Below are 25,023 nucleotides of genomic sequence, written 5' to 3' on the forward strand. Positions count from 1 at the left end.
TCATGAGCAGCATCGACGACGAGATTGTGCGGGCAAAAATGCGCAAGCTTCGTGTATCAACCTTCGCTGACATCTTCTACGAGGTTGTCAACGACGAGGCCTATGCGGATGCGCTACCAGAAGACATCTTCCTCGCCGCAGTCGAAGAAGCCTACACACAACGCCAACAGCGCAATATCGCCAAGGCCATCACCCAGGCACAATTCCGATACCCGGATGCAAGCCTGGCTGAAATCACCCGGGCAGAACAACGTGGTATCAACATGCGCCAGCTGAAACGAATCGCAGCAACCAACTGGCGGGAAAACCCGACCAACATACACATCCTCGCACCGACCGGAACAGGCAAGACATACATTGCCTGCGCCATCGGCATCGCCGCATGCAAAGCCGGATATTCCGTGGCGTACTACCGGCTGGATCAACTTGTAGACATGCTGGCGGTCTTCTCACCGACTGACCAAAACTACCTCGATAAGATGCGGAAACTGATCAACGTCGATGTCCTTATCATCGACGACTTTATGACCATCAGCATCAACCAGCGCGGGCAAGAAGACCTAGCCAAGATCATATTCGACCGCGACGGAAGGCTCCCAACACTGATCTCTTCCCAATCAGCTGCCGCCTACTGGGTTGAAACACTGCCAGACAGAGTCGGAGCCGATTCACTCGTAAGCCGCCTCAACAACGGCCACCGAATCCATATCGGAGACTTCGACATGCGTAAAGCCACCGCCCCGACCACCCCAGACGACTAAGACTAACGGCCCGGGCCGACGTACCCCTCGGCCCGGTACCAACTACCCGGAACACGACAGTACCGAGTCCCCAGAACACCGGTACCAAAAACTCGCATCTGACAACCCGCGCCAACGCGGGCACAGAGTCAATATGACTTTCAATATGGAAACCATCAGACGATAACACCACACTCACCACTTTCTGTAAACATAAGGCCTAGACCCCGCTAGACACGTGTAAAACAATGCTAGGAACGGCCCTATTTTACAGGAAACATTCTTCCTGAGACTGGCGTAACAATAGGGTGTACCCCAGGTGCCCCTACCAGCGCCCGCAGTTGAAGGCTTCACCTACCAAATGGTAAAGTTAGCTATATGCGAACCAGTCAGCGCTCCGAGATCCTGGAAGCTGCCCTCCGCGTCATGAACGCAGCGGAGGGTGGCGACATTACCCTTGACGCAGTGGCCCACGAGGCCGGGCTCACCAAACCGGGATTGCTATATCACTTCCGCAACCGCGACGTACTGCTCGCCGCGATCGTCGACCACGCTGCGGCTAACGTCGAGAACGACATGACTGCCACCCTTGGCAAGCCCCTCGAGAACGCCAACGCCACCGAGCGGCTCCTGAGCTACGTTCACGTCGCCGCCCACGGGGTCGCCAAGCGCGCCGAGTTCATCATCTGGGGCCAAGCGACGTACCGGCCCGAACTCACCGAACCGTGGACTACGCGGATGGGCCGCTGGCTCGAACTCCCGGACGATCTCGACGCCGCCACCCGAGCCAGGCTGACCACCGCCCGACTCGCCGCCGACGGACTCTGGGGCGCCCAGGCCACAGGTGTGTCCACCCTCCACGGCGCGGATCTCGAAGCCGTCGTCTCCAGCATTCGCTCCCTGATCGAAGGAACAACCCCATGAAGCAGTGGTTCCTGCTCGCTGGTGCCATCACTACCGAAGTGGCGGCGACGCTGTCTCTCAAGGCGGCGCTCAATCACCCATCCTGGTACATCGTGGTTGCTGCCGGATACATCGGCGCTTTCGTCTTCCTCACCTTCTGCCTGCGCGAAGGAATGCAGATCGGCGTCGCCTATGGCATCTGGGGAGCCAGCGGGGTCGTGCTCGCCGCTGTGCTATCCGCCGCGATTTTCGGTGAACCTCTGACTGCTGTGATGGGTCTTGGAATGGTTGCGATCATCAGCGGTGTCCTCACCGTCGAACTCGGCTCCCAGAAAGCTCAGCAAACCGCAGCCCAGGAAGCAGGAGTCAACTCATGAGATGGATCTTCCTCGCAGGCGCCATCTTGTCCGAAGTCGTCGCGACCATGTCGCTACGAGCCTCCGACGGTGGCCGGGTGAAGAAATGGTTCATCGGCGTCATCGCGGGGTATCTCGTGGCGTTCGTCGCCTTAAGTCTCGCCTTGGCCGACGGCATGGCCCTTGGCGTCGCCTACGGCATCTGGGCAGCATCCGGCGTAGCTCTCACCGCGATCCTCGCCCGGGTCATCTTCCACGAACCCCTCACCCGAACCATGGCCCTCGGCATCCTCCTCATCGCCGTCGGAGTTCTCACCGTTGAACTCGGCGCCAACTTGGCGAACTGACGCATTTCCGCAGGTAAACCAGGCAGATTGGTGTGCCCCAGGTGCACCACGAGGCGCACAGACAAAGGCTCCCCAATGAGCGCCTGTGGGCCTAGCGTTGTGGATGTGATCACCTGTGTCGTCCACTACACCATCGACCCCGACCAGATCGCAGCCTTTGAACAGTTCGCCCGCGCTTGGATGCGGCATGTCGACGAACACGGCGGCACCCACCACGGGTACTACCTACCCGCGGAAGGTGTGAGTGACCGTGCGGAATCCCTGTTCAGCTTCCCCAGCCTGGCTGCCTACGAGCAGTACCGCACCTTGTTCGGCACCCACTCGGACTTCATCGCCGCTGACCGGATTCGAGACGAGTCCGAGTGCGTCCTGCGGTACGAGCGCACCTTCATGCGGCCGCTCCTACCCCAGGGACACTGAAAGGGACTCCGGCAGCACGCTCGGCACAACCCACAACGCCGCAGGTCAGCGCGTACAGATGGGTGTACGAGGAGATACATGCTAACGGATTTCTTACGAGATCAAGCATTCGCGGTCGCCTGGTTGTCCATGATGGCCGCTGCATGGCTCGGGTGGTCCCAGGAAGACCCCAAACCTCGGCTCCGAGGCGCCCTCGGTACGGGTTCAGTGCTGGGAATGCTTATCGCGATAGCTGCCGGGCTCCTCGTATGGCGCAATTGGACAACACCAACTGCTCTCGAGGGTCGCTATTGGGTGTTTGGTCTCATTGTTCTTGCTGAAGCTGTGCTCATCGGTGTCGGATGTATTTTTCTCGCCCGGCGGGGATTGACTCGCTGGTACGGGTGGTGGATCGGGATATGTGTGGCGTTGCATTTTATTCCCCTGGCATGGATATTCGAAGACTGGTCCTACCTTGTGCTCGCTGTTGTTCAAGTCGCCGGTCTCGTCACCATGTTTCCACCTCTGAAGCGTGGTACGTATGCGACCAGCCGCTGGGCATGCCCCTGGATTGCTTTGACGTTTCTCGTCTTCGCGATTGCGTCCGGAATCATCTTGCTACTTCGCTACGGATACCCCGTGTAAGGCAGTCCTGTACCCGTAAATGTGCAAGACGGCTCCTAAGACTTCAACCAACTTTCCAACTCCGGATCCCACAAGACCGCCGATGACTGTGTGAGAGTCGTTGTCTCGCCCCCAGAAGGCCGAGATCGTCTTTGACACCGTCGTTCGACCGAAGAGAGGTAGACCATCATGTCAGCCCTGGCCGCACCTGGCCTCAGCGCTATCCGTGACTCACTCCGGTGCCCGATCTGCGCCGGTCGCCTCGAACTGACACCGGGGGCACTGCGTTGTCGTCAGCGACACACCTTCAACATCGCTCGGCACGGCTACGTCAGCCTACTGTCTGGGACTAATGCGATCAGCGGGGATGATGCGCCGATGATCCAAGCTCGAGAACGTTTCCTCGCGACCGGCGCCTACGAGCCGATACGCCGGGCCGTCTCGACGATGGTGTCTCATACGATCCCTCGTGATGGCATAGTTCTCGATGTTGGCTGTGGTACCGGCTACTACCTCGCCGGTGCGCTCGACAAAGTGACCGGGGCTCGCGGCCTGGGGCTTGACTCCTCGGTGCGTGCGCTGCGGGTCGCTGCGCGCGTCCACGAGCGAGCAGCCGCAGCGAGCTGGGACGTGTTCCGCCCGTATCCGTTGGCCGACCAGTCGGTGGATGCTGTGCTGAACATGTTCGCTCCGCGCAACCCCGGCGAGTTTCACCGGGTCCTCCGCCCGAACGGCAGCCTGATCGTGGTGCGTCCGACGGTCGACCACCTGGCCGAGTTGCGCCGCGATGTGCCCGACTCGGTGACTATCGATGTTTCCAAGGAGCAACGCCTGCATGACGCCCTGGCACCGTTCTTCGAACAGGAGCGAGATCAACACGTCGGCTACATCGCAGAGATTGAACCGCAAACGGCTCGCGATCTGCTCGGAATGACGCCGAGTGCGCGGCACATCACCCCGGCAGAGGTCTCGGACGACGACCTGCCCGAGCGAGTCACCATATCCGTGCTTGTCAGCTCATACCGGCTACGGGAGACTTGACTGGTGGCAGAGCGATCCCGTCGCATCGGGATGGCACCTTAGCGCGGTTATCGAGATCGCCGTGAGGCGCATGTCTCACGGATCATCAGGAGGGCGCAGAGAACGTAGAGCGCTGCGGCGCAGATCCAGAGGGTGCCGTCTGCATTCGTTCGGGTGAGTGCGAAAATGCCGGTGAAGGTGACCGGGCCGATGATCGAGGTGAGGCTGTTCAGGCTTGCAAGTGTTCCCTGCAGGCGTCCCTGCTGCTGCTCGGGCGCGCGTCTCGAGAGCAGCGTCTGCAGTGCGGGCAACGTGATGCTGCCGAGTCCGAGCGCTGCGAGGATCGGTAGCATCGCCCATGTGCTGGCGATGAGGGCAAGGCCGATGAGCCCAATGGCGTCTGCGGCGATACCGACGAGGATCGCCCGGGTCTCGCCGATCCGGGACACGATGCGTCCGGTCAGTGCCGCCTGCACGAATACTTGCACCATTCCGAAGATGGATAGCGAAACGCCGACTTCGACGGGGTTCCAGTCGAGGCGCTGCTGCGTGAAGAGCACCCAGGTGGAGCCTGGTGCTTGGCCGATGAACTGCACGATGCCGAAGACTGCGAGAAGGTTAAGCATCCCCGGCACTGCGGTTCGCTTCGCCGTACCGGGTTGCTGTGCGTGCGAGCCGTTGCTGCCCGGTGGCCGCGTCTCACGCAGAAGACTCGCGCTGAGTACGAGGGTGATTCCGGCGAGCGCGGCGGCGACGAGGAATGGCAGATGCGGTGAGACCCCGCCGAAAAGACCGCCAATGGCGGGACCCGCGATCATGCCACCGCCGTAGCATGCGCCGAGCCACCCGTAGCGTTTTGCGCGCTGATCCGGCGGAGTAATGTCGGCGATCACCGTCGCGGTGACGGCGTTCGTGGCGCCGGTAATGCCTGCAACCGCGCGGGCGAGGTAAAAGACCCACAGCGTGTCCGTCAGTGCGAGCACGAGGTAGTCGATCGTCGCGCCTGCGAGGGAGGCGACAAGCACGCGGCGGCGTCCGAAACGGTCAGAGAGTCGGCCAAGGATCGGGGCGCAAAGAAACTGCATGATCGCATAGAGCGCTGTCAGTAGTCCGACGTGCAGTGGGATCATGTCGTCGGGGGCACCGACCTGGTCGAGAAGGGTAGGCAAGATCGGCATCACGAGGCCCAGCCCTGCAGCATCGAGGGTCGCCGTGATGAGCACGGCTGTCAGGATTCCACGATGAGAGTAGCGAGCAGTCAGATGAGAGTAGCGAGCAGTCACTTTATCTAAGATAAAGTTATCGATGATAAAGTGCAACTATGACTCACCACCGGAAGCGTCTCGACCGCACGTCCGTGTTGCTCGGGGCCCGGCAGGTGCTCGACGAGACTGGGCTCGATGGCTTCACCACTCGCGCGCTGGCGGCTCACTTACAGGTACAGCAGCCCGGCCTCTACTGGCACTTCCGCACGAAGGCCGAACTCCTCGCAGCGCTGGCGAGCGACGTGCTTGACCGAGAGCATCACGCTTCCTTCCCCGAGTCCGACGAGAAATGGGACGCATTTCTCTTGCGAAACGCAAGAAGTTTCCGCCACGCACTACACGCGGTCCGTGACGGTGCGCGTCTCCACGCTGAGCACCACCGCAGACCATCCGGCGACGACACCGACGAAGGAGCTGAGGCTTCCGGTCAGCAAGTCGGGCTTCTCGTGTCTCAGGGATTCGATGAACAGACAGCCATCAGCATGCTCATCGCGGTCAGCCGATACACCGTCGGTGTCGTACTGGAGGAGCAAACCGCAGAGGTCGGCAATGCGAGCGTTCCTGAACGCGACCGGGAATTCGATTTCGGCCTGACAGCACTGATCGACGGATTCTCTCACTCCCGCACAGCGTCATTGACCTCGAGCGAATCGTGACCTCATTCGACGCTCAGCGGGTTCGCGCGAGACGGGAAAAGATCCCGTCCACCATAAGCGCCAGACCGCGCTCATAGGCACGATCAAGATCGAGGGCATAACCGGGTTAAGGGTCAAAAAGTGTGTCCGGAATCGCGGATTTTCACGGATTGACCTGTAGGTTTCCGGAAAGTATATGCTCCGGAAGCATATATCTAGCCCCCGACGGGAAATCCTCGGTGTGGCAGCCGTGATGTGCTATGCGCGGCGTGGTGTGGTGTCGCAATGTCGAAGAACCAACCACGCTGCCACTGCGGCGGTGAAATGAAACGCAACGGCACCACCAGCAAAGGCACCACCAGATGGCGCTGCAAACAATGCGGCGCCTCCAGCGTCAAACGTCGAAACGACATCACCAACGCGGCAGTGTTCACCCAGTTCATCGAGCATTGCACCACCGCAATATCACTCGACGACCTAGCCAAACGAAACGGTGTTAGCCGCGCCACCATGAAGCGGCGCTTCAAGTGGTGCTGGCTCGTTGATGTGCCTGACCCCACCGCCGGCCACCACAAGCGGATCTACGACCAGGTATTTCTCGATGGCACCTACACCGCCGGTGGCTGCCTGATCGTCGCGGCGACCATCGACCACGTGATCGCCTGGCACTGGTGCAAACACGAAACCACCCGCGACTACCAACTGCTGCTTGAACGCATCGAAGCCCCACTCATCGCCGTCATCGACGGCGGCCAAGGCGCATACAGCGCAATCAAAAAGTGCTGGCCGACTACGAAAATTCAACGCTGCCTCGTCCACGCCCAACGCGTGGTCCGCCGCTACACCACCACCAACCCACGCACCGATGCCGGGCGCACCATCTACCGACTTGCGCTGAAACTGACCCGGATCACCACACTGGATGAAGCCGCCGCGTGGGGTGTGCAACTGCACGAGTTTTCAACGATCTACCGGGAATGGATGAACGAGAAAACCATGATCAAAGACCCCAAAACAGGTGCATGGACCCGCGTGTGGACCCACCACAACGTGCGCAAGGCCTACAACAGCCTCAACCATCTTTGGCGGTCCGAGATGCTGTTTGTCTACCTCAACCCGCCAGCAGGAGTCCTTGCGCCCGAGCGGATCAAATCCACCACCAACAGCTTAGAAGGCGGCATCAACGCCCAGCTCAAACTGCTCGCCAGAACCCACCGCGGCAGATCAGGCGAACGACAACGCCGCATGCTGGATTGGTGGCTCTACTTAAAAACGGAACTGCCTGACGATCCAGTACGAATCGCCAGGCAGTCCGACTGGGGCCAGGGCCAACTCGCCAAAGTATCCACCCTGACCCAAACCGAGAACCAAGCCGACCACGAAACAGGACGCCCAGCCCTCTACGACAACGCTATCGACACCGACTACACCCACTCAATCGGCATTCAAAAAGGCCAAATCTAACCCCCGCGACACGCCGAGCCAGACACACATTTTGACCCTTAACCCTTTAAATGGATATAATTAGACCCATGTTGATTTCAGGTACCGCTTTCTTGCGGTTGCGCACCAACCGCTAAGGCGGTTTCCTACCCCGTAGGTTAAAAACCGCTCCGGTCCTTTAGCCGGGCGGCTATTTGTCATGCCCGGCTCCCTTTCAAATCCAAGGAGCACACCTGATGTCTGCATACGGACACGGCCGTCACGAGCATGGCCAAAATTTTCTCACCAACCACAAGATCATCAACTCCATCATCGACCTTGTGAAACAAACCTCCGGCCCCATCATTGAGATCGGACCAGGAAGCGGTGCCCTCACTCACCCGATGGCCCACTTGGGGAGGGCGATAACGGCAGTTGAAGTGGACGCAAAACTAGCTGCCAAAATCACACAAGAAACCTCCTCGGCGGCGGTCGAAGTGGTCCATGATGATTTCCTTAACTTCCGGTTACCCGCCACTCCCTGCGTCATTGTGGGAAACATTCCCTTTCACCTCACCACTGCCATTCTTCGAAAGTTGCTGCATGCGCCAGCATGGACTGACGCTGTACTCCTCATGCAGTGGGAAGTCGCTCGCCGCCGGGCCGGGGTAGGCGCAAGCACGATGATGACGGCTCAGTGGTCCCCATGGTTCACATTTCACCTGGGTTCTCGGGTACCAAGGACTGCTTTCCGGCCACAGCCAAACGTTGACGGGGGGATCTTAGTGATCCGCCGGGTGGGTGACCCGAAGATTCCGATAGAGCAGCGCAAAGCCTTTCAGGCGATGGTGCACACCGTTTTCACTGCCCGGGGACGCGGGATAGGGGAAATTCTCCGAAGGGCAGGGTTGTTTTCATCACGTTCAGAAACACAATCATGGTTGCGCTCGCGAGGAATCGACCCCGCGACCCTACCTCCCAGATTGCACACCAACGACTGGATCGATCTCTTCCAGGTGACTGGTTCCTCTCTACCTCACCATCGACCCATTTCACCATCGGGAAGTAGTCAACGACCTCCTCAACGGAAAAACCGAAGCCGGCGGCGTTAATCCCCACCAAAACCGAAATCCACCAGTAGTACTAAAAGGGCTCTTCCGGTTTTAGAGTGCATTGATTAGTTCGCCGGGGGTTCGGGCGTGGCACAAGATATTGGGGTCCTTGGCTTTGTAGGAAAAAGGTATCTAATCCATCCGTACAAAACTAAGGACCTACTGTGCAGCCTAACGGAAATGTCATCGTCGATACCATCTGCCGCACCGCAAAACTAGGAACTACTATCACCGGTGCCACAGAAAACGGTGACGTCACTGTTATTGAAGCCGAACCCGTCGAGCCGATCAATGAATGCCCTACCTGCGGGCAGCCTGGAGTATTCCGCGACCACGTCATCCGCAGCCTGGTCGATCTGCCCATCGTCGGCCACCCAACAACTTCATGTGCGCCTTCCACGCTACCGGTGCACCAACAAGCGTTGCTTGCAGAAGATCTTCCGTGCTGGCCTTGCCTGCGCGCCCGACAATTCAAAGACCACGGACCAGGTGACCCACTGGATCCTGCAACGACTCTGCCTAAATCGGATGAGCGTTGCCGCTGCACCCAAGTCATTAGGCCTGGGGTGGGATATGAAGTGTCCCAGGTTTTGTTCCGTTTGATGAAACCCGTTTTTGAAACAACGTACGGAGCACAACGCACGCCGATGCCAAAGCTTCCGCAACATCGACTACCTCATCAAACCCACGACAGTGGGATTCGGACCTGGCCCCCGTTAGGTAGACACCTGATATCCAGCCCGGTTGGGTTGGGAAGAAAGGTAATCTACCACCATGCCTAGGTACTCCGAACAGTTCAAACGTGATGCTGTAGCCCTCTACGAAAACAATGAGGACCTCTCACTTCACACGGCTTCAGCAGAGCTAGGAATCAATCGTTCTTCACTTTATTCCTGGCTTAAGCAGTACGGCACCGGCAAACGTGCCCACTCGAAAAACATGCGTGATAAAGCTCAGGCGACGACTGATTCTGAGCGGATCCGCCAGCTAGAAAACGAAAACGCAAAGCTGCGTGAAGAACGCGACATCCTGCGCAAGGCCGCGAAATATTTTGCCGAAGAGACACGCTGGTAATCCGCTTCCAGTTTGTCTATGACCACCGAACCGAGTACTCGGTTAAGCGGATGTGCCACGTGTTAAAGCTCAATCGCTCCTCGTTTTATAAGTGGGTGCAAACCCGCGAAAAACGCAGGTTAAAGATGTGTTCCGATGCCCTTATTGGTGCAAAAATCAAGACCACTTTTGATGATGAGCACGGGCTTTATGGTGCTAAACGCATCGCTGCGAGCCTCAACAGTGATACGGATTTCGGCCCGATCAATCACAAGAAGGTCGCACGCATCATGAAATCCATGGGGCTTAAAGGCTTTACCAAGCGCCGCCGATGTGTCACTACCAGGCGTAAGCCTGGTCACCGCGTCATGCCAGATTTAGTGGGCCGCAAATTCACCGCTGACAGGCCAAACCACGTCTATGTTGGCGACATTACGTACCTGCCGTGTAAGGGTGGCAAAAACATGTACCTTGCCACGGTCATCGACGTCTACTCTCGCAAACTTGTCGGTCATGCACTCGCCGATCACATGCGGGTATCGCTGGTTATCGAAGCTTTGTCTCATGCCAGAAAGGTCCGCGGAAGCCTTAAAGGGGCAATTTTCCATTCCGATCACGGCAGTGTGTACACCTCACAGGCATTTAGGGACCACTGCGCTCAGCTTGGTGTGCGTCAATCCATGGGAGCAGTGGGAACGAGTGCCGATAATGCCCTAGCAGAATCCTTTAACGCCACCTTAAAGCGTGAAGTACTGCGTGATAGGAAACTCTTTGAAAGTCCAATCAGCTGCCGCCAGGAAGTCTTCCGATGGTGCATGCGCTACAACACGCGCAGACGGCACTCCTGGTGCAACCTTCTAGCCCCCGATGACTTCGAGGCGCTTAATTCAGCTACACTGACCCAAGCAGCATAGCTAACCCCCGACGTGTCTACTTTCCGGGGGCCAGGCCCTTCACACCCTCAATCCCCACGCGTGCAAAACCATACCGCCTTACAGCGCGCCCGCAACCGGAGCGAAAAATAGGACAAACAATTACTTGCTTTGGACATAAAAAAGCTCCCAGGCATCCCCGGGAGCTTGTCTCGGGCATCCCCGAGACGTCGGAATAACCGAAAGGAATCAGTTAAACACTCGACACGATTGATCGTAGAAAACGTAGCCGAAAAAAGCAACAAACTCCCACGTGAGACGTAAAATCAAAGCTCCCAATTAAACATATGCCAAGACATATGTTTAAGCATATGGCTTAACATATGGCAGAACATATGCTAATATGAAACCCACAGCTCAAAGGACACTTTGAGAACACAACACTCGACACCTAAAAGGAGCAGCCATGCCCGTAATTTCCTGCCTCAACGCCAAAGGCGGAACCGGAAAAACCACCAGCGCAATCAACCTCGCCGCCGTCGCCGCCTACCGTGGATACACCGTCCACGTCCTCGACGCCGACGCCGAACAAGGCACCGCCTCCGAATGGATCGAATACGCCAACGACGCCTTCGAAGAAAACCCCAACGCCCCCCACGTTGACGTCGAAGTCGAAGCCGTCAACCGAGGAATCCTCGCGCGCAAGGTAAAAAAATACAGCGACGACCTTGTCATCATCGACGGCCCACCCAGCAATCACAGCATGTCTGAACTCATCATCGAAAACTCAGACTTCGTCGTCATTCCCACCACCGGCACCCACACGGATATGGCACAAACCTGGAAAATCATCGACGTCATTCCAGAAGGCAAACACTACGCCGTACTGCCCACCATCTGGGACAAGCGCAAAAGCACTGCCGACCGCGCCCGGAAAGTCCTTGAAGACGAAGGAATCCCAGTCATTTGGCCCGGCGTAGAATCCCGCGCCTACTTCGACCGCCAATTCGGACACTGGCCCCGCAACAGCGCCAAAGAACTACACGGCTATCCCGCAATCTTTGACAAAATCATCGCCCAAATCACCAACTAACCACACCTTAAAAAGGAGCAACCATGAACGACACCCCAGGACTGGCACGCCCGAAAAAGAAGCAAACCGACGCCCAAGGAAAACCCACCCTCACCAAAGACACCGGACTTAATACCACCAAGGTCACAAAGGCCACCAAGAAAGAAAAGCCCCACCGCACCACCGTCAACCTGCCCTACTCCATCTACAAAGAACTACGCAGAAACTGGGCAGAAACCAGCACCCCTATCTACCGCCAACTTCTAGAAGCCTGGGAGCTAATCACCGACCATGGTGCGGACTACCAGCCCGCAGACGCGACCTATAACACCGACGAGCTCACCCGCACCACCACCGTCTACATCCCCAAAGACACTCTCAAAGCCATGCAAAAAATCCGCAGCAAGCATGGAGCCTCCATCGCCGACCAACTCATCTCCTCCTGGGCTCAACAAACCGGCTGGGAAGGATAACCACCCGCGACGGACCTGACCCCTGTTTGGTGGACACCTGATATCCAGCCCGGTTGGGTTGGGAAGAAAGGTAATCTACCACCATGCCTAGGTACTCCGAACAGTTCAAACGTGATGCTGTGGCCCTCTATGAAAACAATGAGGACCTCTCACTTCACGCGGCTTCAGCAGAGCTTGGAGTCAATCGTTCCTCGCTTTTCTCCTGGCTTCAGCAGTACGGCACCGGCAAACGTGCCCGCACGAAGACCATGCGCGACAAGGCCCAGGCGACGACTGATTCTGAACGGATTCGCCAGCTAGAAAAAGAAAACGCAAAGCTGCGCGAAGAACGCGACATCCTACGCAAGGCCGCGAAATATTTTGCCGAAGAGACACGCTGGTAATCCGCTTCCAGTTTGTCTATGACCACCGAACCGAGTACTCGGTCAAGCGGATGTGCCACGTGTTAAAGCTCAATCGCTCCTCGTTCTACAAATGGGTCAATACCCGCGAAGACCGCAGGTTAAAGATATGCTCTGATGCTCTTATTGGTGCAAAAATCAAGACCATCTTCGATGATGAGCACGGGCTTTATGGTGCTAAACGCATCGCTGCAAGCCTCAACGACGATAAGGACTTTCCTCCGATCAATCACAAGAAGGTCGCACGCATCATGAAATCCATGGGGCTGAAAGGCTTTACTAAGCGCCGCCGATGTGTCACTACTAGGCGCAAGCCTGGTCACCGTGTCATGCCAGATCTAGTAGGCCGTACATTCACAGCTGACGAGCCGAACCGCGTCTATGTAGGCGACATCACCTACCTGCCGTGTAAGGGCGGTAAGAACATGTACCTTGCCACGGTCATTGACACCTATTCACGAAAACTTGCAGGTTATGCACTCGCAGACCACATGCGTGTCTCGTTGGTCATTGATGCTCTAGCCCACGCACACGGTGTGCGTGGCAGTCTTGACGGGGCTATTTTCCATTCTGATCACGGCAGCGTGTACACCTCACAGGCTTTTCAAGACCACTGTGCCCAGCTTGGCGTGCGCCAATCCATGGGAGCAGTGGGAACGAGTGCTGATAATGCCCTGGCAGAATCATTTAACGCCACCTTAAAGCGTGAAGTCCTGCGTGATCGGAAAGTCTTTGACAGCCCAATCAGCTGTCGCCAAGAAGTCTTTCGATGGTGCATGCGCTACAACACCCGCAGACGGCACTCCTGGTGCAAACTTCTAGCCCCCGATACCTTCGAAGCACTCACATCAGCTACACTGACCCAAGCAGCATAGCTAACCCCCGACGTGTCTACTTTCCGGGGGTCAGGCCCACGTCCAGCGCAACACTTTCGCTGATATCAGCCGCAACCCGATTCACCCAGCCCATAAAGCAATCCGGAAACTGGGCTACATGCTCGTCCAGGTACACAACCGTGAAGATGCTGCGCGGTTTACTGCTGCAGTCCACCACACCCGCATCACCTTTGCTGATTGGCTTAAACAGCGCACCTACCGCAGTGCTATACCGGCAGGCCAAGTACCGAAATGGGTCAGCCCCAACCAGAAATGGTGGTACACCCACCGCAACGCCCGCAGGGCTCTAAAACGGCTAGAAAAACTCATCCACGCAGGACACCTATTTACCTTCCTTGACCCGCCTGAAGGTGTCACACAGGACTTAAAAGCCACCACAAACCTGCTGGAAGGCGGCATCAACAAACAGCTCAAAGACTTAGCAGGAAACCATCGTGGCATGTTCGATGAGCATCAGCGCATCACCATGGACTGGTGGCTCTACACCCACACCGAAGACCCGGTAGCGCCACTGGAGTTAGCCAAACAACAAGACTTCGGACGCCAAGGAGAAAAAGCCGCACGCGCAGCCTGGGCACAAGAAGAACGTAAACGACGCGGCCACCCCGACGGGCGACCTGCCACATACGACACCGGCATCGACAACGAATGGAACCCCAGCTTAGGCATAAGAAAAGGATGGGCCGGACGCTCCTAAATCCACACGAAATGTCCCTTAACGCGACACGCCGCAAATCCACACGAAATGTCCCTTAAGCCCATAAACTAAACGCTGGGGTCAATGCGGATACCGACGCACCTTTCTGTGCTCGAACCAGGCCCAAATCAAAGAAGCCAAGAACAACAGTGGCGTAACCCACGCCAGACGATGCCACCAATGTGCTCCAAAGTATGATTCATCAGCACTTAGGCCTGCTAGATAATTGATTACAAGCGTTGCGATGAACAGCACTACAACGACAGTAACGCTCCACCAGTAGGCTGCACTTTTCTGTTTACGCCTCAATGCCGTCCTCCTCAATACATGTTTGCTGTTTTAGCGCGAGTTTGTGTGGTTAGTCGTCTCCCCCACCCGGATTGCATCGTGCGGCTATTGTTCTAGGAAGTCCAACATCCGGGCGCCAATCCTCCAAGTTCCAACTAGACTTAACTCGGGCGACTTGAGATAGCGGGTGACACACAAACTGGTTGTGGAGGCTTCCGGTATCCGCAACCCCCTTGGATTTTGCTTCATTCCAACCTGTAGTTTCAGGGATTGGTGACCGCATTGCCCTTCCCAAGACCGTAGGAAAGACCTTGTATCGCGTACCTTCGGGCTGTTTTACAATGTCCACACGGTCGATTAGGGACAGTCCAAAAGCAGCCCTGATTGGTTCATCATTACTTTCGGCGGCTGCACGCTCCGCAACTTGGTTGGAGGGAAGATCAACGACCGTCACCACAGTGTCTTCGACCTCAAATTCAAGGCCAGCTGGTGCGACTGCGTAGAGCCCCACTTCACCGCCAGGTTTTACTACTTCAAGGAAGTTGGAATCGCCCAGCAGGTTTACTTTGGTTCCGGCTGGCCCCTCAATGCGAAAGCTATCCCCCGCCTTCAGTTGCGCCTCTGTTTCGCCACCACTGGAATCGGTGTTAGCTCCAATCACTGACACATCGCTCCCCTCTACGGGAACGTATTTGTTTACCTCATCTGCGGAAGCCTGCACTGAAAATGTCGAACTCAGTGCAAACAATGCCGTGGCGCTCACGCACGTCAGCCCCTTTTTTAACATGATGACCTCTTTTCCAGATTTCCAAGATGCCCGGCTCGTCACCGGCTTACCTCAAACCTACGGCTAATGAAAAATGTAGTCAATAACTATTTGCTAACAATGATCATTCATCTGCATAAACATCATCTGCATAAACACTGGTCACGCTTTTGTGACCTAATTCATTTTCGTAAGCATTAGTTCCACTTGTACATGGAGCACCGTTACGCATCCGTACATTCGTAGAGGGGAGTGGATATCGAATTGGGGCGAGTGGCAGCCTTTTGAGGTGGGCCTGACCCCCGGAAAGTAGACACGTCGGGGGTCAGGCCCCTCCGAGACTTCGGGACGTTCAGTAAACTCCCCGACCTCTAACTCCGCCGCCGCTTACACGGCGGCTTACACGTTTTCCATCGCTTCCTTACACACCCCGCCACGCACCCCGCCACGGAAACCCGTACCGACCCTCGCCCCGTCTTCCGCCTCGACAACCGCACCGAACCCCGCAACGCACCCCGCCCCGAGGAAGTCTCCTTCCTTGGGCAACGACTACCGCGTTTTACAGACCCGTTCCGGCCCTCGTCCCGAAAGATCTGAACCGCCTCTCGCGCCACGCCCACCGCCTCGGAACCCCGAAGCGCACCCCGCAACGGAAACCTCGTATCGAGCCCCGCCGCGACTTCCGAACCGGACCCCTCAACGCGCCTCGCTACGGAACTCGTACCGAACCTCGCTACGGGAACCCCGAAGCGGACCTCGCTACGGGAACCTCGGGGCGAGACCCGAACCGCTAACCGTCACGTTCTGCGTCACGCTTACCGCCTCGAAAACCCGCAGCGCCTACCGACTCCCGTACATCACCCGCTACCGGGAACGTTGTTTTACCCCGGATCGGCGTAATGGCATGCAGGTGTTCTCTTACAAACCCCGCGAGGGTGCGGAGGAGGAAATCTACGCCGCGATCGCCGACATCACCCTGTCCATGCGCACCACCGACTACCTGGATTTGCCAGAGCTGACGGTCACCACCCAGGAGGTGGACCTGGCCCCGGCCGAGCGACGGGTGTACGACCAGATGGTGCGTGACATGGTGCTCGACCTGGACGGGCAGGTGGTGGATGCCGTCAACGCCGCAGCCCTCTCGGGCAAGCTCATGCAGTTGGCCTCCGGCGCGGTTTATGACGACGCCGGGGAGAGCGTGGAGGTTCACGCCCGCAAGCTCGACGCTTTGGAGGACCTTGTTGAGGCTGCGAACGGGCAGCCGCTTCTGGTGGCGTACCGGCACAAACACGACGCCCAGCGAATCTGTCAGCGCTTCCAGCAGGGACGTATGTTGACCACCTCCGACGACTTCACCGCGTGGAACGCCGGCGACATTCCACTGGCGTTGATCCACCCCGCCAGCGCGGGGCACGACTTGAACCTCCAATCCGGTGGGCACCTGCTGGTCTGGTTTTCGCTCACCTGGAGCTTGGATCTTTACCAGCAGACGAACGCTCGGCTGCACCGGCAAGGCCAAACCCAACCCGTCACCATCACCCACCTCGCCACCGCCGGCACCATCGACGAGCAAGTCCTGGCAGCCCTGGAAGCGAAGAACACCACGCAGGCCGCGCTGATCCAGGCCGTGGCCACCACCCTCAACCCCGAAAGGAAGTAACCCTCATGCACGTGATGAGCAAATACATTGACACCTATCGTGCGACGGTGGCCGCATTGGAGGACTACGTGGCCATGCAGCACATCCTTCAGACCACCGACCAGGCCATCAAGGACAAAGCCGAGAAACTCTACTGGTTCAACATCCCCGCCCCGGAAGGGATGCCGCCGGTGCGAAACCCCAAGGCTGGTGAAGACCGCATCGCCGCTGGCACGGACCGGGTGGATGCCTACCAGCAGCGCTACGCCCAGGCACGGGAGTACATGGACTGGTTCCTGTCCTCATGGGGCACATTGGGCGAGGATGACAGGTTCGTGTTGGACACGTTCTTTTTCGCTGCCGACGATGTCTCCCAAGAGGATCGGTTGCGGGCGGTGGCTGACCGGTTCTTTGTGGAGCGCACCACCGCTCACGCCAAGAAGTCTCGCGCGGTACGCAGACTCGCCTCCGCACTCTACGGATGAACCCACGCGTTTGCGGGTATCGCAAAGAGCGGATAATTTCGACGCTTGCACCCTCTACTGTGGTAAGCAGTCGGTAATCAGGTCAAGCCCCCAGTAGGATTCTGTTGAGGGCTTTGCCATGCATGCGAAGGGTGGTGAACAATGTCGAAGTGTCCAGCAAAGCCGTGCCGGTATCCCGGCTGCCCGCAGCTCACCCACGAGCGCTACTGCTCGGTGCACGCGAAAGTTGAGACTGCACGCTATCGCAAGTACCAGCGCGACCCAAAGATTAACCGCCGCTACGACAAGGCGTGGAAGCAGGTACGCAAGCGGTATCTCGCGGCCCACCCGTTGTGTGAGGACTGCCAGAAAGCAGGGCGGGTCACGCCATCGGCCGAGGTGCATCACATCCAACCACTCTCGAAGGGTGGTACGCATGATGAGAGCAACCTTAGAGCGTTGTGTAAGCCCTGCTACTCTAGGCAGTCCGCGGTGGATGGTGACCGGTGGCGGCAAGCCCCACGCGTCTACACGCATTAGCAAAGTGTGGCTCACCACACATTGTCAATAGGGGTGCGATCTGGCAGATACTGTGTTACGGTTTTGTCATGGTGCAATCTCAAGCAAAAGATCCTACGTTAAAACGCACGCTCCGAACTCCGATTGTCATCACCGCCTTGGCTCTCACGTTCGGCCTCGGCACAACACCAGCATGGGCTGAAGAAACACAAGATGCTAACACGCAACCCACTTCAGCAAGTTACTACTTGACCACAGACCAGCTTCAGAGGTTCAGCCTTGACGCTCTTGACGTCGGCGAGTCGCAACCTGTCCGACCGGATGAGTTCACCACTTACGGATACTATCCTGGTGGGCTGAACGGTGCAGAAGCTAGGTTCTGCGCGCAACCCTGGAACATGGGTAAATGCGCATCCGCTAAATCGGCAGCAGATGATGCACTTGCAAGATCCCAGGCCAAGTTCGGCAGGGATTCTCTGTATCAGGGTAAGGGTGACGCTTACCGCCACTGCTATTGGAGTGCCAGAATGACCATCGACATGGGCGTGGGAGAAGCTCAGGGGTTCGGTGATCGCCATGAAGCTGAATCTTCTGGCCGTGATAAGGAGATGGATCTCGCTAACAACGCAACTGGTCGATCAGTTGGTCAAAGCTATCGCACCTATGATAGCGCCTCCAACCGTTGTGAATGGCTTGCACGCAACAACCGGTTGGTGACGTTACGGTAGCTGACCAGAGTCCAATGAGCCGTGACAATTGGGAAGCCTTGCACCAGAGTGGTTCTAAAGGATTACTCTGGCGTAAGGCTATGTTTGTTTGCGGGATTGTGTTGGGCTGCTTTTCCTGTATTGTGGGGCTATTCCCACAGTTTGGGGTTGCCAGATCGTTGAGCGTCTACCCTCCCTTCGCTCAGGTGCTAGCTTTCCCGCAAGCACTGGGGCTGGTGATACTACTCCTTGGCGGGTGTGCTACCGGTGTCGGTTGGCGGAGGCGATGGTCAAGACTTGCCCTAACTTCTTGTTTAGTGTGGATTGTCGCGGGAGCAGGATTTTTGTTCGCTCCGAATGGTATCCCACATCAGGTCAGCGGCCAACAACATTCCACCGTTACAGAGGGGAACCTGACGGTCGTTACGTTTAATACGGGATCAATGCTGACCGCCAGCGATTTCCAACAACTTGTCAGTACATGGGATCCCGACATCATTGTTTTGCCCGAAACGTCCGGCTATGAGCTTCGTGAAGCGATAGAAACGTCAAAATATGACGGGCAGCTCTTTGAAACTCGTAATGATGGTCTTCCGAACACTTATACAGGGCAAATCGCCCCCACGTCAGTTGTAGTAAATAAAAGGCTTGGAGCAGCGCACTTTACACGAGGCCCGGTAACATCATTCGGAACAGTTGCCATCGAGTTTGACGATGCTCGGCTTCCTGTGATTCTAGGGCTACATACAGCACCACCGTTGCCTAGACTTATGAATCAGTGGCGGGATGACATCAATCGTGTCGTTGAGTTTGGTAACTCGATACAAAAACCGCTTATAATCGCGGGCGACTTTAACGCCACTCTTCGCCACGGTCCTCTTGCCACTAGAGGCAGGCTTATTGATTCGCAAGAGCTCTGTTCAACCACCCCCACTGGTACTTGGCCAGCTGGTGCGCCCAACCTTTTAAGATCACCCATCGACCATATCTTCGTAACACAAGGAATAACAGCCCACTCCTGTCAAGTGCAGCAGATTGGTTACTCCGATCACCTCGCTTACAAAACTCAAGTAGCTGTTCAGTGAGTGTTTTAGCACTGCTTAAAGTTGATGCCTCTAATCATTTCCGCAGCGTAAAACGCGTTGCAAGCGATTCTGAGCGCCTTAGGTTCTCGGTGGCGGTTTGAGTCGTTTTTCTTCTGTTCGACGCTCTGCGGGGCCTACAGACCCCGCAGGGGGCATGAAATCTCTAGTGCCTAGGCTATGGGCTGGCGGGCTAGGCCCTCCGCGCACAAAAGTCCCGAATCAAACCCCGGACTGACCTATCAAACCCAGGAAGGAGGTGGGCTCGCGGCCAAGGACGGTACCAACTGCGGCGGCAGACGCGTCCGCGCCGGCGCGAAACCCAATCCCCTCAAGGACAAGCTCGAAGTCGGCAAACCCGCCTCCAGGCTGCTCGAACCCGCCGACCTGGACCCCTTCGGCCTGGACGGCGTGGACATGGGTGAAGGCGCTGTACTCGACGGGGAATACTATGCCCGAACCTTCCGCCTACCTGTCCGCGACACAGCGCTCCCGCCCCGAGACTCGTCTCGGTGTCCGGTGGGGTTCGCTTCGGGCATCGTTGCGTTATTCGGCCCGGGTGCCGTTTCGGGCACGTCCTCACGCTTCGGAGTCCGACACGTTTGCCGGAGCGCCCACCGACACGGAAGCGGGGTGCGGGTCGAGGCGGGGTGCGTTGCGGAGGTCGGGGGCGCGGCGAGGGACGTTGAACGTCCTGCGTGCCTGGTGTCTTTCTGCCTTCGTCAGCCCTTGTCGTGGCGTTCGAGCTCTTCTTCGCACCGGTCGCCCAAGTCGGTAAACGTTTCGATATGTGCCGAAACGAGGCTTGTTGTGACGAGCGCCGACTCGAACAAGTCGCGAAGGGTCTGCGGCTTGCCCATATTCCACTGGTCGGCAAGTGGGGCCTAACCCCCGACGTGTCTACTTTCCGGGGGTCAGGCCCAATCTAGCCCGCCTGGGGTGTGCACACCCCACCGATACAATCAGAACCGTCCTCGAAATTTCAGCCGAAAGGAACCTGCCATGGTCTTGCAATACGCCCTCGCCCTGTTTGTCGTCGCCGCTTTTCTGGCCCTGATCGTCCTCGCCTTTAGCGAGCCTGGCGAGCGCAAACCGACCGCGCTTATCGGCCTGGGGGTCATCATTGCACTATGGGTATTCCCCACCCCGTGGTTTATGGTGGCAGGCTTTTCTTTCCCCGCTATTGCCGCCATTATCGCCCTAGCAACGGTGACTTTCTGGGCTCTCGCGGCCACAGATCAACTTCGCCAAGCATTCGCATAGGCGCAGCTTATAGACTATAAATCGCACCGCCCCTCCTGACATATGCTTTAACATACGCTAAAGCATATGTCCTAACATATGTCTGGACATATGTTAAACTAAAGGTGCGCCGCACGGAAGAGACATCTTCCACCACACACGCGGCACCACTCGACACCAACCGAAAGGAACGCCAGACATGGCAACCCAAACCACCACCTTCTACACCCCACAGCAACAGCTCCACATGGACGCCTTCGAATGGTGGAGCAAAAAGAACCACGGCTTCGTCGTCGACTACGCCTACATCGACACCACCGCGCCCACAAAGCACATCCGCCACGAAGCACGCGCCTACCTCGGCGAGATCACCATCAACGACCACCAGGCCGCCGAAATCTGGAACGAACTGCAAAACTGCCGCGCCACCCACCTAGAGCACTTGGGGTTGCCCGCAAATCGTGGACACGTAGTGGGGCTACCTAGTGCTTAGGCAGCTATTTCTTTTCTACTGGTGGTTAGACCAATGTGGTTTTCGAAGTCGACGGGACTGACCATTCCTAGTGCAGAGTGCCGGCGCCGACGGTTGTAAACGACTTCCATCCAGTAGGCAACGGCCTTGCGCGCGGCATCACGGGTAGGCCAGCGCTTGCGGTCGTAGAACTCGGTTTTAAGCGTCGACCAGAACGACTCAGCCATCGCGTTATCAAAGCACACACCAGTACGCCCCACAGACTGAGCAATGCCCAGGTTATGGCAGACTTCCCAGAGCTTCTCGCTGGTAAATTGCGTTCCGCGGTCAGCGTGGAACACCAGCCCATCAGGAACGTCACCGCGCAGTGTATATGCCATCCGCAGGGCCCGTTCGACCAGGCATGTATCTTGAACGCTATCCATCGCCCAGCCCAGCACCCTGCGGGAATGGCCGTCGCGGACCGCACACAAGTACAACCATCCCTCGCTGGTGCGTAGGTAGGTAATATCCGACATCCACACTCGGTTGAGCTCACCAGTATCAAACACGCGCTTGACCAGGTCAGGAAGAGCTGACTTACGCTTGGATTGAATCGTTGTCACCGGGACAAAGGCACGCGGTGAAATCCCTTCAATGCCCATCATGCGCATCCGCTTAGCCACAGTCTTGCGATTCAGGGTGATCCGGTAACGCTCGGTAAGTTCTGCGGTGATCCGGGGAGCACCATAAACCTCATCGGAGTCTTTCCAAATCTGATGAATCTTTCGGTCAACGTCATCGTAAAATGTTGCACGATTATCTTTTCCGGATAGTCGTTTCTGCTGCGTATCAGCCCATTTGTAGTATCCAGACCGAGACACTTTTAATAGCCGTGCCATGCGTTTGATGCTGTAGTTTGCCTTCTCCTGCTGCATCAATTCGAACTTTTCTGCTCGCGTTGCTTCGCGGCGAAGAAGGCTGTCGCTTTTGACAAAAACTCATTATCCATCTTGGCTTCCGCCAACTCACGGCGCAGACGAGCATTCTCAGCACGAAGATCCGCCTCACTCATCCCATCCGAGGCCCCTCGGCGTTCACGCTCGAGTTTGACCCACCGGCCTAAAAGCCCGGCGGAGACGCCAATCTCCTTAGCCACATGAGCGATCGGGCGCTCTGACTCGATTACCAAGTTCGCGGCTTCACGCCGGTACTCCGGCGTGTACTTCTTGCGCTGTTGACTCACAATGAACATCCTCTCCTACGGACACAAGATCCGTACAAATAGGGTGTCCACTAAACGAGGGTAACCTCAGTGGCGCTATCGCAGGTTAGCGTTAGTGTGGTGGTGTTATCGGGGTTGTAGTTGATGCGCAGTCGTGGTTCGGGTTGTTGTTCTTTGTCTTCGGGGCGCAGGTGGGTGTCGATGAAGGTGCGGATGAAGCGGCGAAGGTCGGCGTCGGTGGGGACGGTTTGGTTGGGTGTGGTGGGGGTGAGGAAGTCTGCGAGTGCGGCGTCGATGGCTTCGAGGTGATCTGGATTGTTGTCTAGGCGGGTGAGTTCGCGGTCGATGATGCGCAGTTTGGTCAGGTCGAGTATCCAGTGCTGGCCTTGGACTTGCGTAACGAGGGGTAGTTGGCGCATGCGGAAGTGAGCGCGCAGGAAGCCTAGGAGCTTGTGGTAGGAGATGCCGAGGTCTTTGGCGAGGCTGGTGAGGCTCAGGTCGACGTCGTCGTCTAGTTGGGGGAGGATGGCGCGGTAGAGGAACCAGGAGGTTTTGCGTGTGTAGGTGCCGGCTTTGCCGATGTGGTTGCCGGGTGCGTTGGTGGTGTAGAACGCTTCCGGCACATCACCATCGTCTAGGGCCTCGGTGTCGGGGTGGTCACCTATGAGGAGGGTGTCTGGGTAGTCGAGGGTGGTATCTGGTTCGGGCGGGGCAAGTGTGGCAGTCATAAGCAGGACACTCCAGAAGAGAAGAACAGAGTTCGTATATGTTTTCTAACGAGTGCCTTCATAGTATCCCGACTGGTGGACATGTGACCCCTGTGGGGGTGTTTGTGTTCGAAAAGGGTGCCCTAAATCTGCAGGGATCCCCAGAGTCACACCACAACCGGCAGCGGGGGTAAAAGCAAAGGTTTAGGGTTGGGCGGCGTCGGCAAGCTGGTTGCGAATTTCAGGGCAGTCAGCAAACTTCCGCTGTAGGCGATCTAAAAAGTCCTCAAATAAAGCCGGCTCAGCTGCTTTCTGAACTTTCCCGAGCAACTCATACGCTTGGTCGCGACCATAGACATCTTGTGTTTCCAGCTTGTCCTCAATGAGTTGCATGAGAACGGGAACGGTCTGGTCCGGCAGGTGCGGAAGAAGTAGTTCTGCCACATTGCGTTGGAGCCCGGCGTCCGAGGCTGTCGCCCATGCTCGTTGCGGATCGCGTAAGCACTGATACTGAAACATTGCAAGATCCCAGGGCTTATCGCGCAGCCGAGCCTCGATGTGCTCCACTGCGCTATCCCCCACCGCCGCAAAAAGACCTTCCGCTGTCGAAAGCCATGGAAACGCGTCGAATACTCGCTCATTGACGTAAGGGCTGCGGTGAGGAAAGTGGACGTCGGTAATCGCGGCCCAACCACCAGCAATGTTGAACGTTTCCTCAGCGGGGAGGATTCGCATCGCGTCTTCCGAGTACGCGTAAGCAAGGTCGAACCGGCCGATCTCCGAAAGCCCGCTAATGAGCTGCTCGTATCCGTCCGTGTGGGTACGAAATACCTCCTCGACAGAACCGGAAAGCACCGCTAACCGACGACCGACATACTCACCCTGCGCACGCTCGCGCAGCTCTTTGAGGCCTTCAGGTCCTAAAGCCTCCGCGTACTGTACGGGGTCGATATCAACCTGCTCCGCATACGGCGACTCAAGAACGCCCAAGAGCCACTCGGCTAAGCGCAGCCCGTCAACCTGGGCCAATTGGGCGGCCGGAGGTAGTTCCTGGGCCAAGCGCCCCGCGCACCAGACCACGGACCCAACCGGATCATTAACCAGCGGCAACTGTAGCAGAACCTCTTCTAGCGCCCGTTGCGCGACCGGAAAGACGTCGCAAGGCTCTATTGACTTGACGCCTTCGCTGGTCAGGTGTTGAGGCTCATCAATTGCCACATTCAAAAGCACACCCGCCTGCCACACCTGGTCGGCATACGCCCGTGAATCGTCGGGGTCAGTCAGATTCAAACCTGAGGGGTTTACAAGGCTGTTGGTTGCTTCGTCAAGCGTCTGCACTACTTCTGGCATTCCTTTAGATCCGCGAGAAACTCCTTTAGCGTTTCCGTGAGCTCCCATATTTGGTTACGCTCCTCCTCAAACATGCGGTCAACCAGGAAATCCACGCCGGCCAAATCATCCGGATGCAGGCTGTCCAAGTAAGCCAGCAGCTTATCGACGCCTTCGAGGCCAAGAATTCCTTGCTCGACCTGGTCCGCCACATAAGAAATTTGCTTTTGGTCCATGGTGAGGAGAATAGCAAAACACAAAAAGAAGGAGACGGTGTCTAACCGTCCCCTTCTTAGTGTTGGTGTATTTAGTTATGT

At 57.2% G+C, this 25,023-nt stretch carries 27 protein-coding genes and 3 pseudogenes; 24 read left to right on the forward strand and 6 right to left on the reverse strand.

The genetic code is table 11. The annotated features are described in order from the left end of the window. The first annotated feature begins 2 nt into the window (after positions 1-2). From ACKFRY_RS11045 to ACKFRY_RS11075, 7 genes and pseudogenes are all read left to right on the forward strand, one after another. A complete protein-coding gene (locus ACKFRY_RS11045; RefSeq protein ID WP_150851610.1) occupies positions 3-761 on the forward strand; it encodes an ATP-binding protein in 759 nt (252 codons plus the stop codon). A gap of 357 nt (positions 762-1,118) precedes the next feature. Beyond that, the gene (locus ACKFRY_RS11050) at positions 1,119-1,664 is read left to right on the forward strand and encodes a TetR/AcrR family transcriptional regulator (RefSeq protein WP_144013056.1); all 546 of its coding nucleotides are present in this window, start codon (positions 1,119-1,121) and stop codon (positions 1,662-1,664) included. Further along, positions 1,661-2,020 (forward strand): multidrug efflux SMR transporter, encoded by a 360-nt coding sequence (locus ACKFRY_RS11055; RefSeq protein WP_003849971.1) that lies wholly within the window; start codon positions 1,661-1,663, stop codon positions 2,018-2,020. The genes ACKFRY_RS11050 and ACKFRY_RS11055 overlap by 4 nt, the downstream gene beginning before the upstream one ends. Beyond that, positions 2,017-2,346 (forward strand): multidrug efflux SMR transporter, encoded by a 330-nt coding sequence (locus ACKFRY_RS11060; RefSeq protein ID WP_003849969.1) that lies wholly within the window; start codon positions 2,017-2,019, stop codon positions 2,344-2,346. Before ACKFRY_RS11055 ends, ACKFRY_RS11060 begins: the two co-directional genes overlap by 4 nt. Positions 2,347-2,451: 105 nt before the next feature. Continuing rightward, the gene (locus ACKFRY_RS11065) at positions 2,452-2,766 is read left to right on the forward strand and encodes an NIPSNAP family protein (RefSeq protein ID WP_174232238.1); all 315 of its coding nucleotides are present in this window, start codon (positions 2,452-2,454) and stop codon (positions 2,764-2,766) included. A gap of 792 nt (positions 2,767-3,558) precedes the next feature. Then, a pseudogene (locus ACKFRY_RS11070) lies at positions 3,559-3,699 on the forward strand (putative RNA methyltransferase); the annotation flags it as partial. 48 nt (positions 3,700-3,747) lie between these two features. Beyond that, positions 3,748-4,410 carry a methyltransferase domain-containing protein gene (locus ACKFRY_RS11075; RefSeq protein ID WP_197077863.1) on the forward strand — a complete coding sequence of 221 codons (663 nt, stop codon included), beginning with the start codon at positions 3,748-3,750 and terminating at the stop codon, positions 4,408-4,410. A 47-nt stretch (positions 4,411-4,457) separates the two neighbouring features. Here ACKFRY_RS11075 and tet(Z) read toward each other — a convergent pair whose 3' ends face one another. Further along, positions 4,458-5,651: a tetracycline efflux MFS transporter Tet(Z) gene (tet(Z), locus tag ACKFRY_RS11080; RefSeq protein ID WP_306588996.1), complete on the reverse strand. Its 1,194-nt coding sequence runs from the start codon at positions 5,649-5,651 to the stop codon at positions 4,458-4,460. A gap of 59 nt (positions 5,652-5,710) precedes the next feature. Between tet(Z) and ACKFRY_RS11085 the strand changes: the two genes are divergently transcribed. The 10 genes and pseudogenes from ACKFRY_RS11085 to ACKFRY_RS11130 form a co-directional block, all read left to right on the forward strand. Then, on the forward strand, positions 5,711-6,310 hold the full coding sequence (locus ACKFRY_RS11085; RefSeq protein WP_010889966.1) for a TetR/AcrR family transcriptional regulator C-terminal domain-containing protein: 600 nt from the start codon (positions 5,711-5,713) through the stop codon (positions 6,308-6,310). Between the two features lie 264 nt (positions 6,311-6,574). Next, complete coding sequence (locus tag ACKFRY_RS11090) at positions 6,575-7,753, forward strand: IS256-like element IS1249 family transposase (RefSeq protein WP_005323424.1); 1,179 nt, start codon at positions 6,575-6,577, stop codon at positions 7,751-7,753. Positions 7,754-7,821: 68 nt separating this feature from the next. Next, complete coding sequence (locus tag ACKFRY_RS11095) at positions 7,822-7,869, forward strand: erythromycin resistance leader peptide (RefSeq protein WP_011116968.1); 48 nt, start codon at positions 7,822-7,824, stop codon at positions 7,867-7,869. A 99-nt stretch (positions 7,870-7,968) separates the two neighbouring features. Then, entirely contained in the window at positions 7,969-8,823 is an 855-nt protein-coding gene (gene erm / locus ACKFRY_RS11100; protein ID WP_005390949.1) for a 23S ribosomal RNA methyltransferase Erm, read from the forward strand. A gap of 164 nt (positions 8,824-8,987) precedes the next feature. Further along, positions 8,988-9,405 (forward strand): annotated as a pseudogene (locus ACKFRY_RS11105) (transposase family protein); the annotation flags it as partial. 192 nt (positions 9,406-9,597) lie between these two features. Further along, positions 9,598-10,790 (forward strand): IS3 family transposase gene (locus ACKFRY_RS11110; RefSeq protein WP_156794336.1). Its coding sequence is split into 2 segments (ribosomal slippage): positions 9,598-9,880 and positions 9,880-10,790, totalling 1,194 coding nucleotides; the frame shifts between segments, so codons are not numbered across the junction. Between the two features lie 424 nt (positions 10,791-11,214). After that, positions 11,215-11,841 (forward strand): ParA family protein, encoded by a 627-nt coding sequence (locus tag ACKFRY_RS11115; RefSeq protein ID WP_011116990.1) that lies wholly within the window; start codon positions 11,215-11,217, stop codon positions 11,839-11,841. Between the two features lie 23 nt (positions 11,842-11,864). Beyond that, positions 11,865-12,293 carry a hypothetical protein gene (locus ACKFRY_RS11120; RefSeq protein WP_408922859.1) on the forward strand — a complete coding sequence of 143 codons (429 nt, stop codon included), beginning with the start codon at positions 11,865-11,867 and terminating at the stop codon, positions 12,291-12,293. A gap of 83 nt (positions 12,294-12,376) precedes the next feature. Further along, a protein-coding gene (locus tag ACKFRY_RS11125; protein WP_408921743.1) for an IS3 family transposase occupies positions 12,377-13,569 on the forward strand; the annotation gives its coding sequence in 2 pieces (ribosomal slippage) (positions 12,377-12,659 and positions 12,659-13,569; 1,194 coding nt in all). A gap of 37 nt (positions 13,570-13,606) precedes the next feature. Then, positions 13,607-14,287, forward strand: a pseudogene (locus ACKFRY_RS11130) (IS256 family transposase); the annotation flags it as partial. Positions 14,288-14,645: 358 nt separating this feature from the next. On the opposite strand, the gene ACKFRY_RS11135 reads toward ACKFRY_RS11130, so the two are convergent. Next, a complete protein-coding gene (locus ACKFRY_RS11135) occupies positions 14,646-15,338 on the reverse strand; it encodes a DUF2599 domain-containing protein (protein ID WP_408919440.1) in 693 nt (230 codons plus the stop codon). A 907-nt stretch (positions 15,339-16,245) separates the two neighbouring features. Here ACKFRY_RS11135 and ACKFRY_RS11140 point away from each other — a divergent pair. From ACKFRY_RS11140 to ACKFRY_RS11170, 7 genes are all read left to right on the forward strand, one after another. Further along, the gene (locus ACKFRY_RS11140) at positions 16,246-17,001 is read left to right on the forward strand and encodes a hypothetical protein (RefSeq protein WP_408921745.1); all 756 of its coding nucleotides are present in this window, start codon (positions 16,246-16,248) and stop codon (positions 16,999-17,001) included. A 5-nt stretch (positions 17,002-17,006) separates the two neighbouring features. Continuing rightward, positions 17,007-17,465: a hypothetical protein gene (locus ACKFRY_RS11145; RefSeq protein WP_121910502.1), complete on the forward strand. Its 459-nt coding sequence runs from the start codon at positions 17,007-17,009 to the stop codon at positions 17,463-17,465. 141 nt (positions 17,466-17,606) lie between these two features. Then, positions 17,607-17,984 (forward strand): HNH endonuclease signature motif containing protein, encoded by a 378-nt coding sequence (locus tag ACKFRY_RS11150; RefSeq protein WP_150850658.1) that lies wholly within the window; start codon positions 17,607-17,609, stop codon positions 17,982-17,984. Positions 17,985-18,052: 68 nt separating this feature from the next. Then, entirely contained in the window at positions 18,053-18,691 is a 639-nt protein-coding gene (locus ACKFRY_RS11155; protein WP_150850659.1) for a DUF6973 domain-containing protein, read from the forward strand. Positions 18,692-18,987: 296 nt separating this feature from the next. Then, a complete protein-coding gene (locus ACKFRY_RS11160) occupies positions 18,988-19,755 on the forward strand; it encodes an endonuclease/exonuclease/phosphatase family protein (RefSeq protein WP_161970719.1) in 768 nt (255 codons plus the stop codon). Positions 19,756-20,754: 999 nt separating this feature from the next. Then, on the forward strand, positions 20,755-21,015 hold the full coding sequence (locus tag ACKFRY_RS11165) for a hypothetical protein (RefSeq protein ID WP_408922860.1): 261 nt from the start codon (positions 20,755-20,757) through the stop codon (positions 21,013-21,015). A gap of 178 nt (positions 21,016-21,193) precedes the next feature. Then, positions 21,194-21,487, forward strand: a complete 294-nt coding sequence (locus ACKFRY_RS11170) for a hypothetical protein (protein ID WP_408922861.1) — start codon at positions 21,194-21,196, stop codon at positions 21,485-21,487. Here the strand turns inward: ACKFRY_RS11170 and ACKFRY_RS11175 are convergent. The 4 genes from ACKFRY_RS11175 to ACKFRY_RS11190 form a co-directional block, all read right to left on the reverse strand. Continuing rightward, positions 21,484-22,700 (reverse strand): IS3 family transposase gene (locus ACKFRY_RS11175; RefSeq protein ID WP_408922862.1). Its coding sequence is split into 2 segments (ribosomal slippage): positions 21,484-22,439 and positions 22,439-22,700, totalling 1,218 coding nucleotides; the frame shifts between segments, so codons are not numbered across the junction. The genes ACKFRY_RS11170 and ACKFRY_RS11175 overlap by 4 nt on opposite strands. A 41-nt stretch (positions 22,701-22,741) precedes the next feature. After that, positions 22,742-23,398 (reverse strand): hypothetical protein, encoded by a 657-nt coding sequence (locus ACKFRY_RS11180; RefSeq protein ID WP_234447506.1) that lies wholly within the window; start codon positions 23,396-23,398, stop codon positions 22,742-22,744. A gap of 183 nt (positions 23,399-23,581) precedes the next feature. Beyond that, positions 23,582-24,715, reverse strand: coding sequence for a hypothetical protein (locus ACKFRY_RS11185; protein WP_325162627.1), 1,134 nt, complete (start codon positions 24,713-24,715; stop codon positions 23,582-23,584). After that, positions 24,715-24,942 carry a tRNA 2-thiouridine-synthesizing protein gene (locus tag ACKFRY_RS11190; RefSeq protein ID WP_150851690.1) on the reverse strand — a complete coding sequence of 76 codons (228 nt, stop codon included), beginning with the start codon at positions 24,940-24,942 and terminating at the stop codon, positions 24,715-24,717. Before ACKFRY_RS11190 ends, ACKFRY_RS11185 begins: the two co-directional genes overlap by 1 nt. Positions 24,943-25,023 lie beyond the last annotated feature (81 nt).

Source organism: Corynebacterium tuberculostearicum (assembly GCF_046097255.1).
Classification (GTDB): Bacteria; Actinomycetota; Actinomycetes; order Mycobacteriales; family Mycobacteriaceae; genus Corynebacterium; species Corynebacterium tuberculostearicum_J.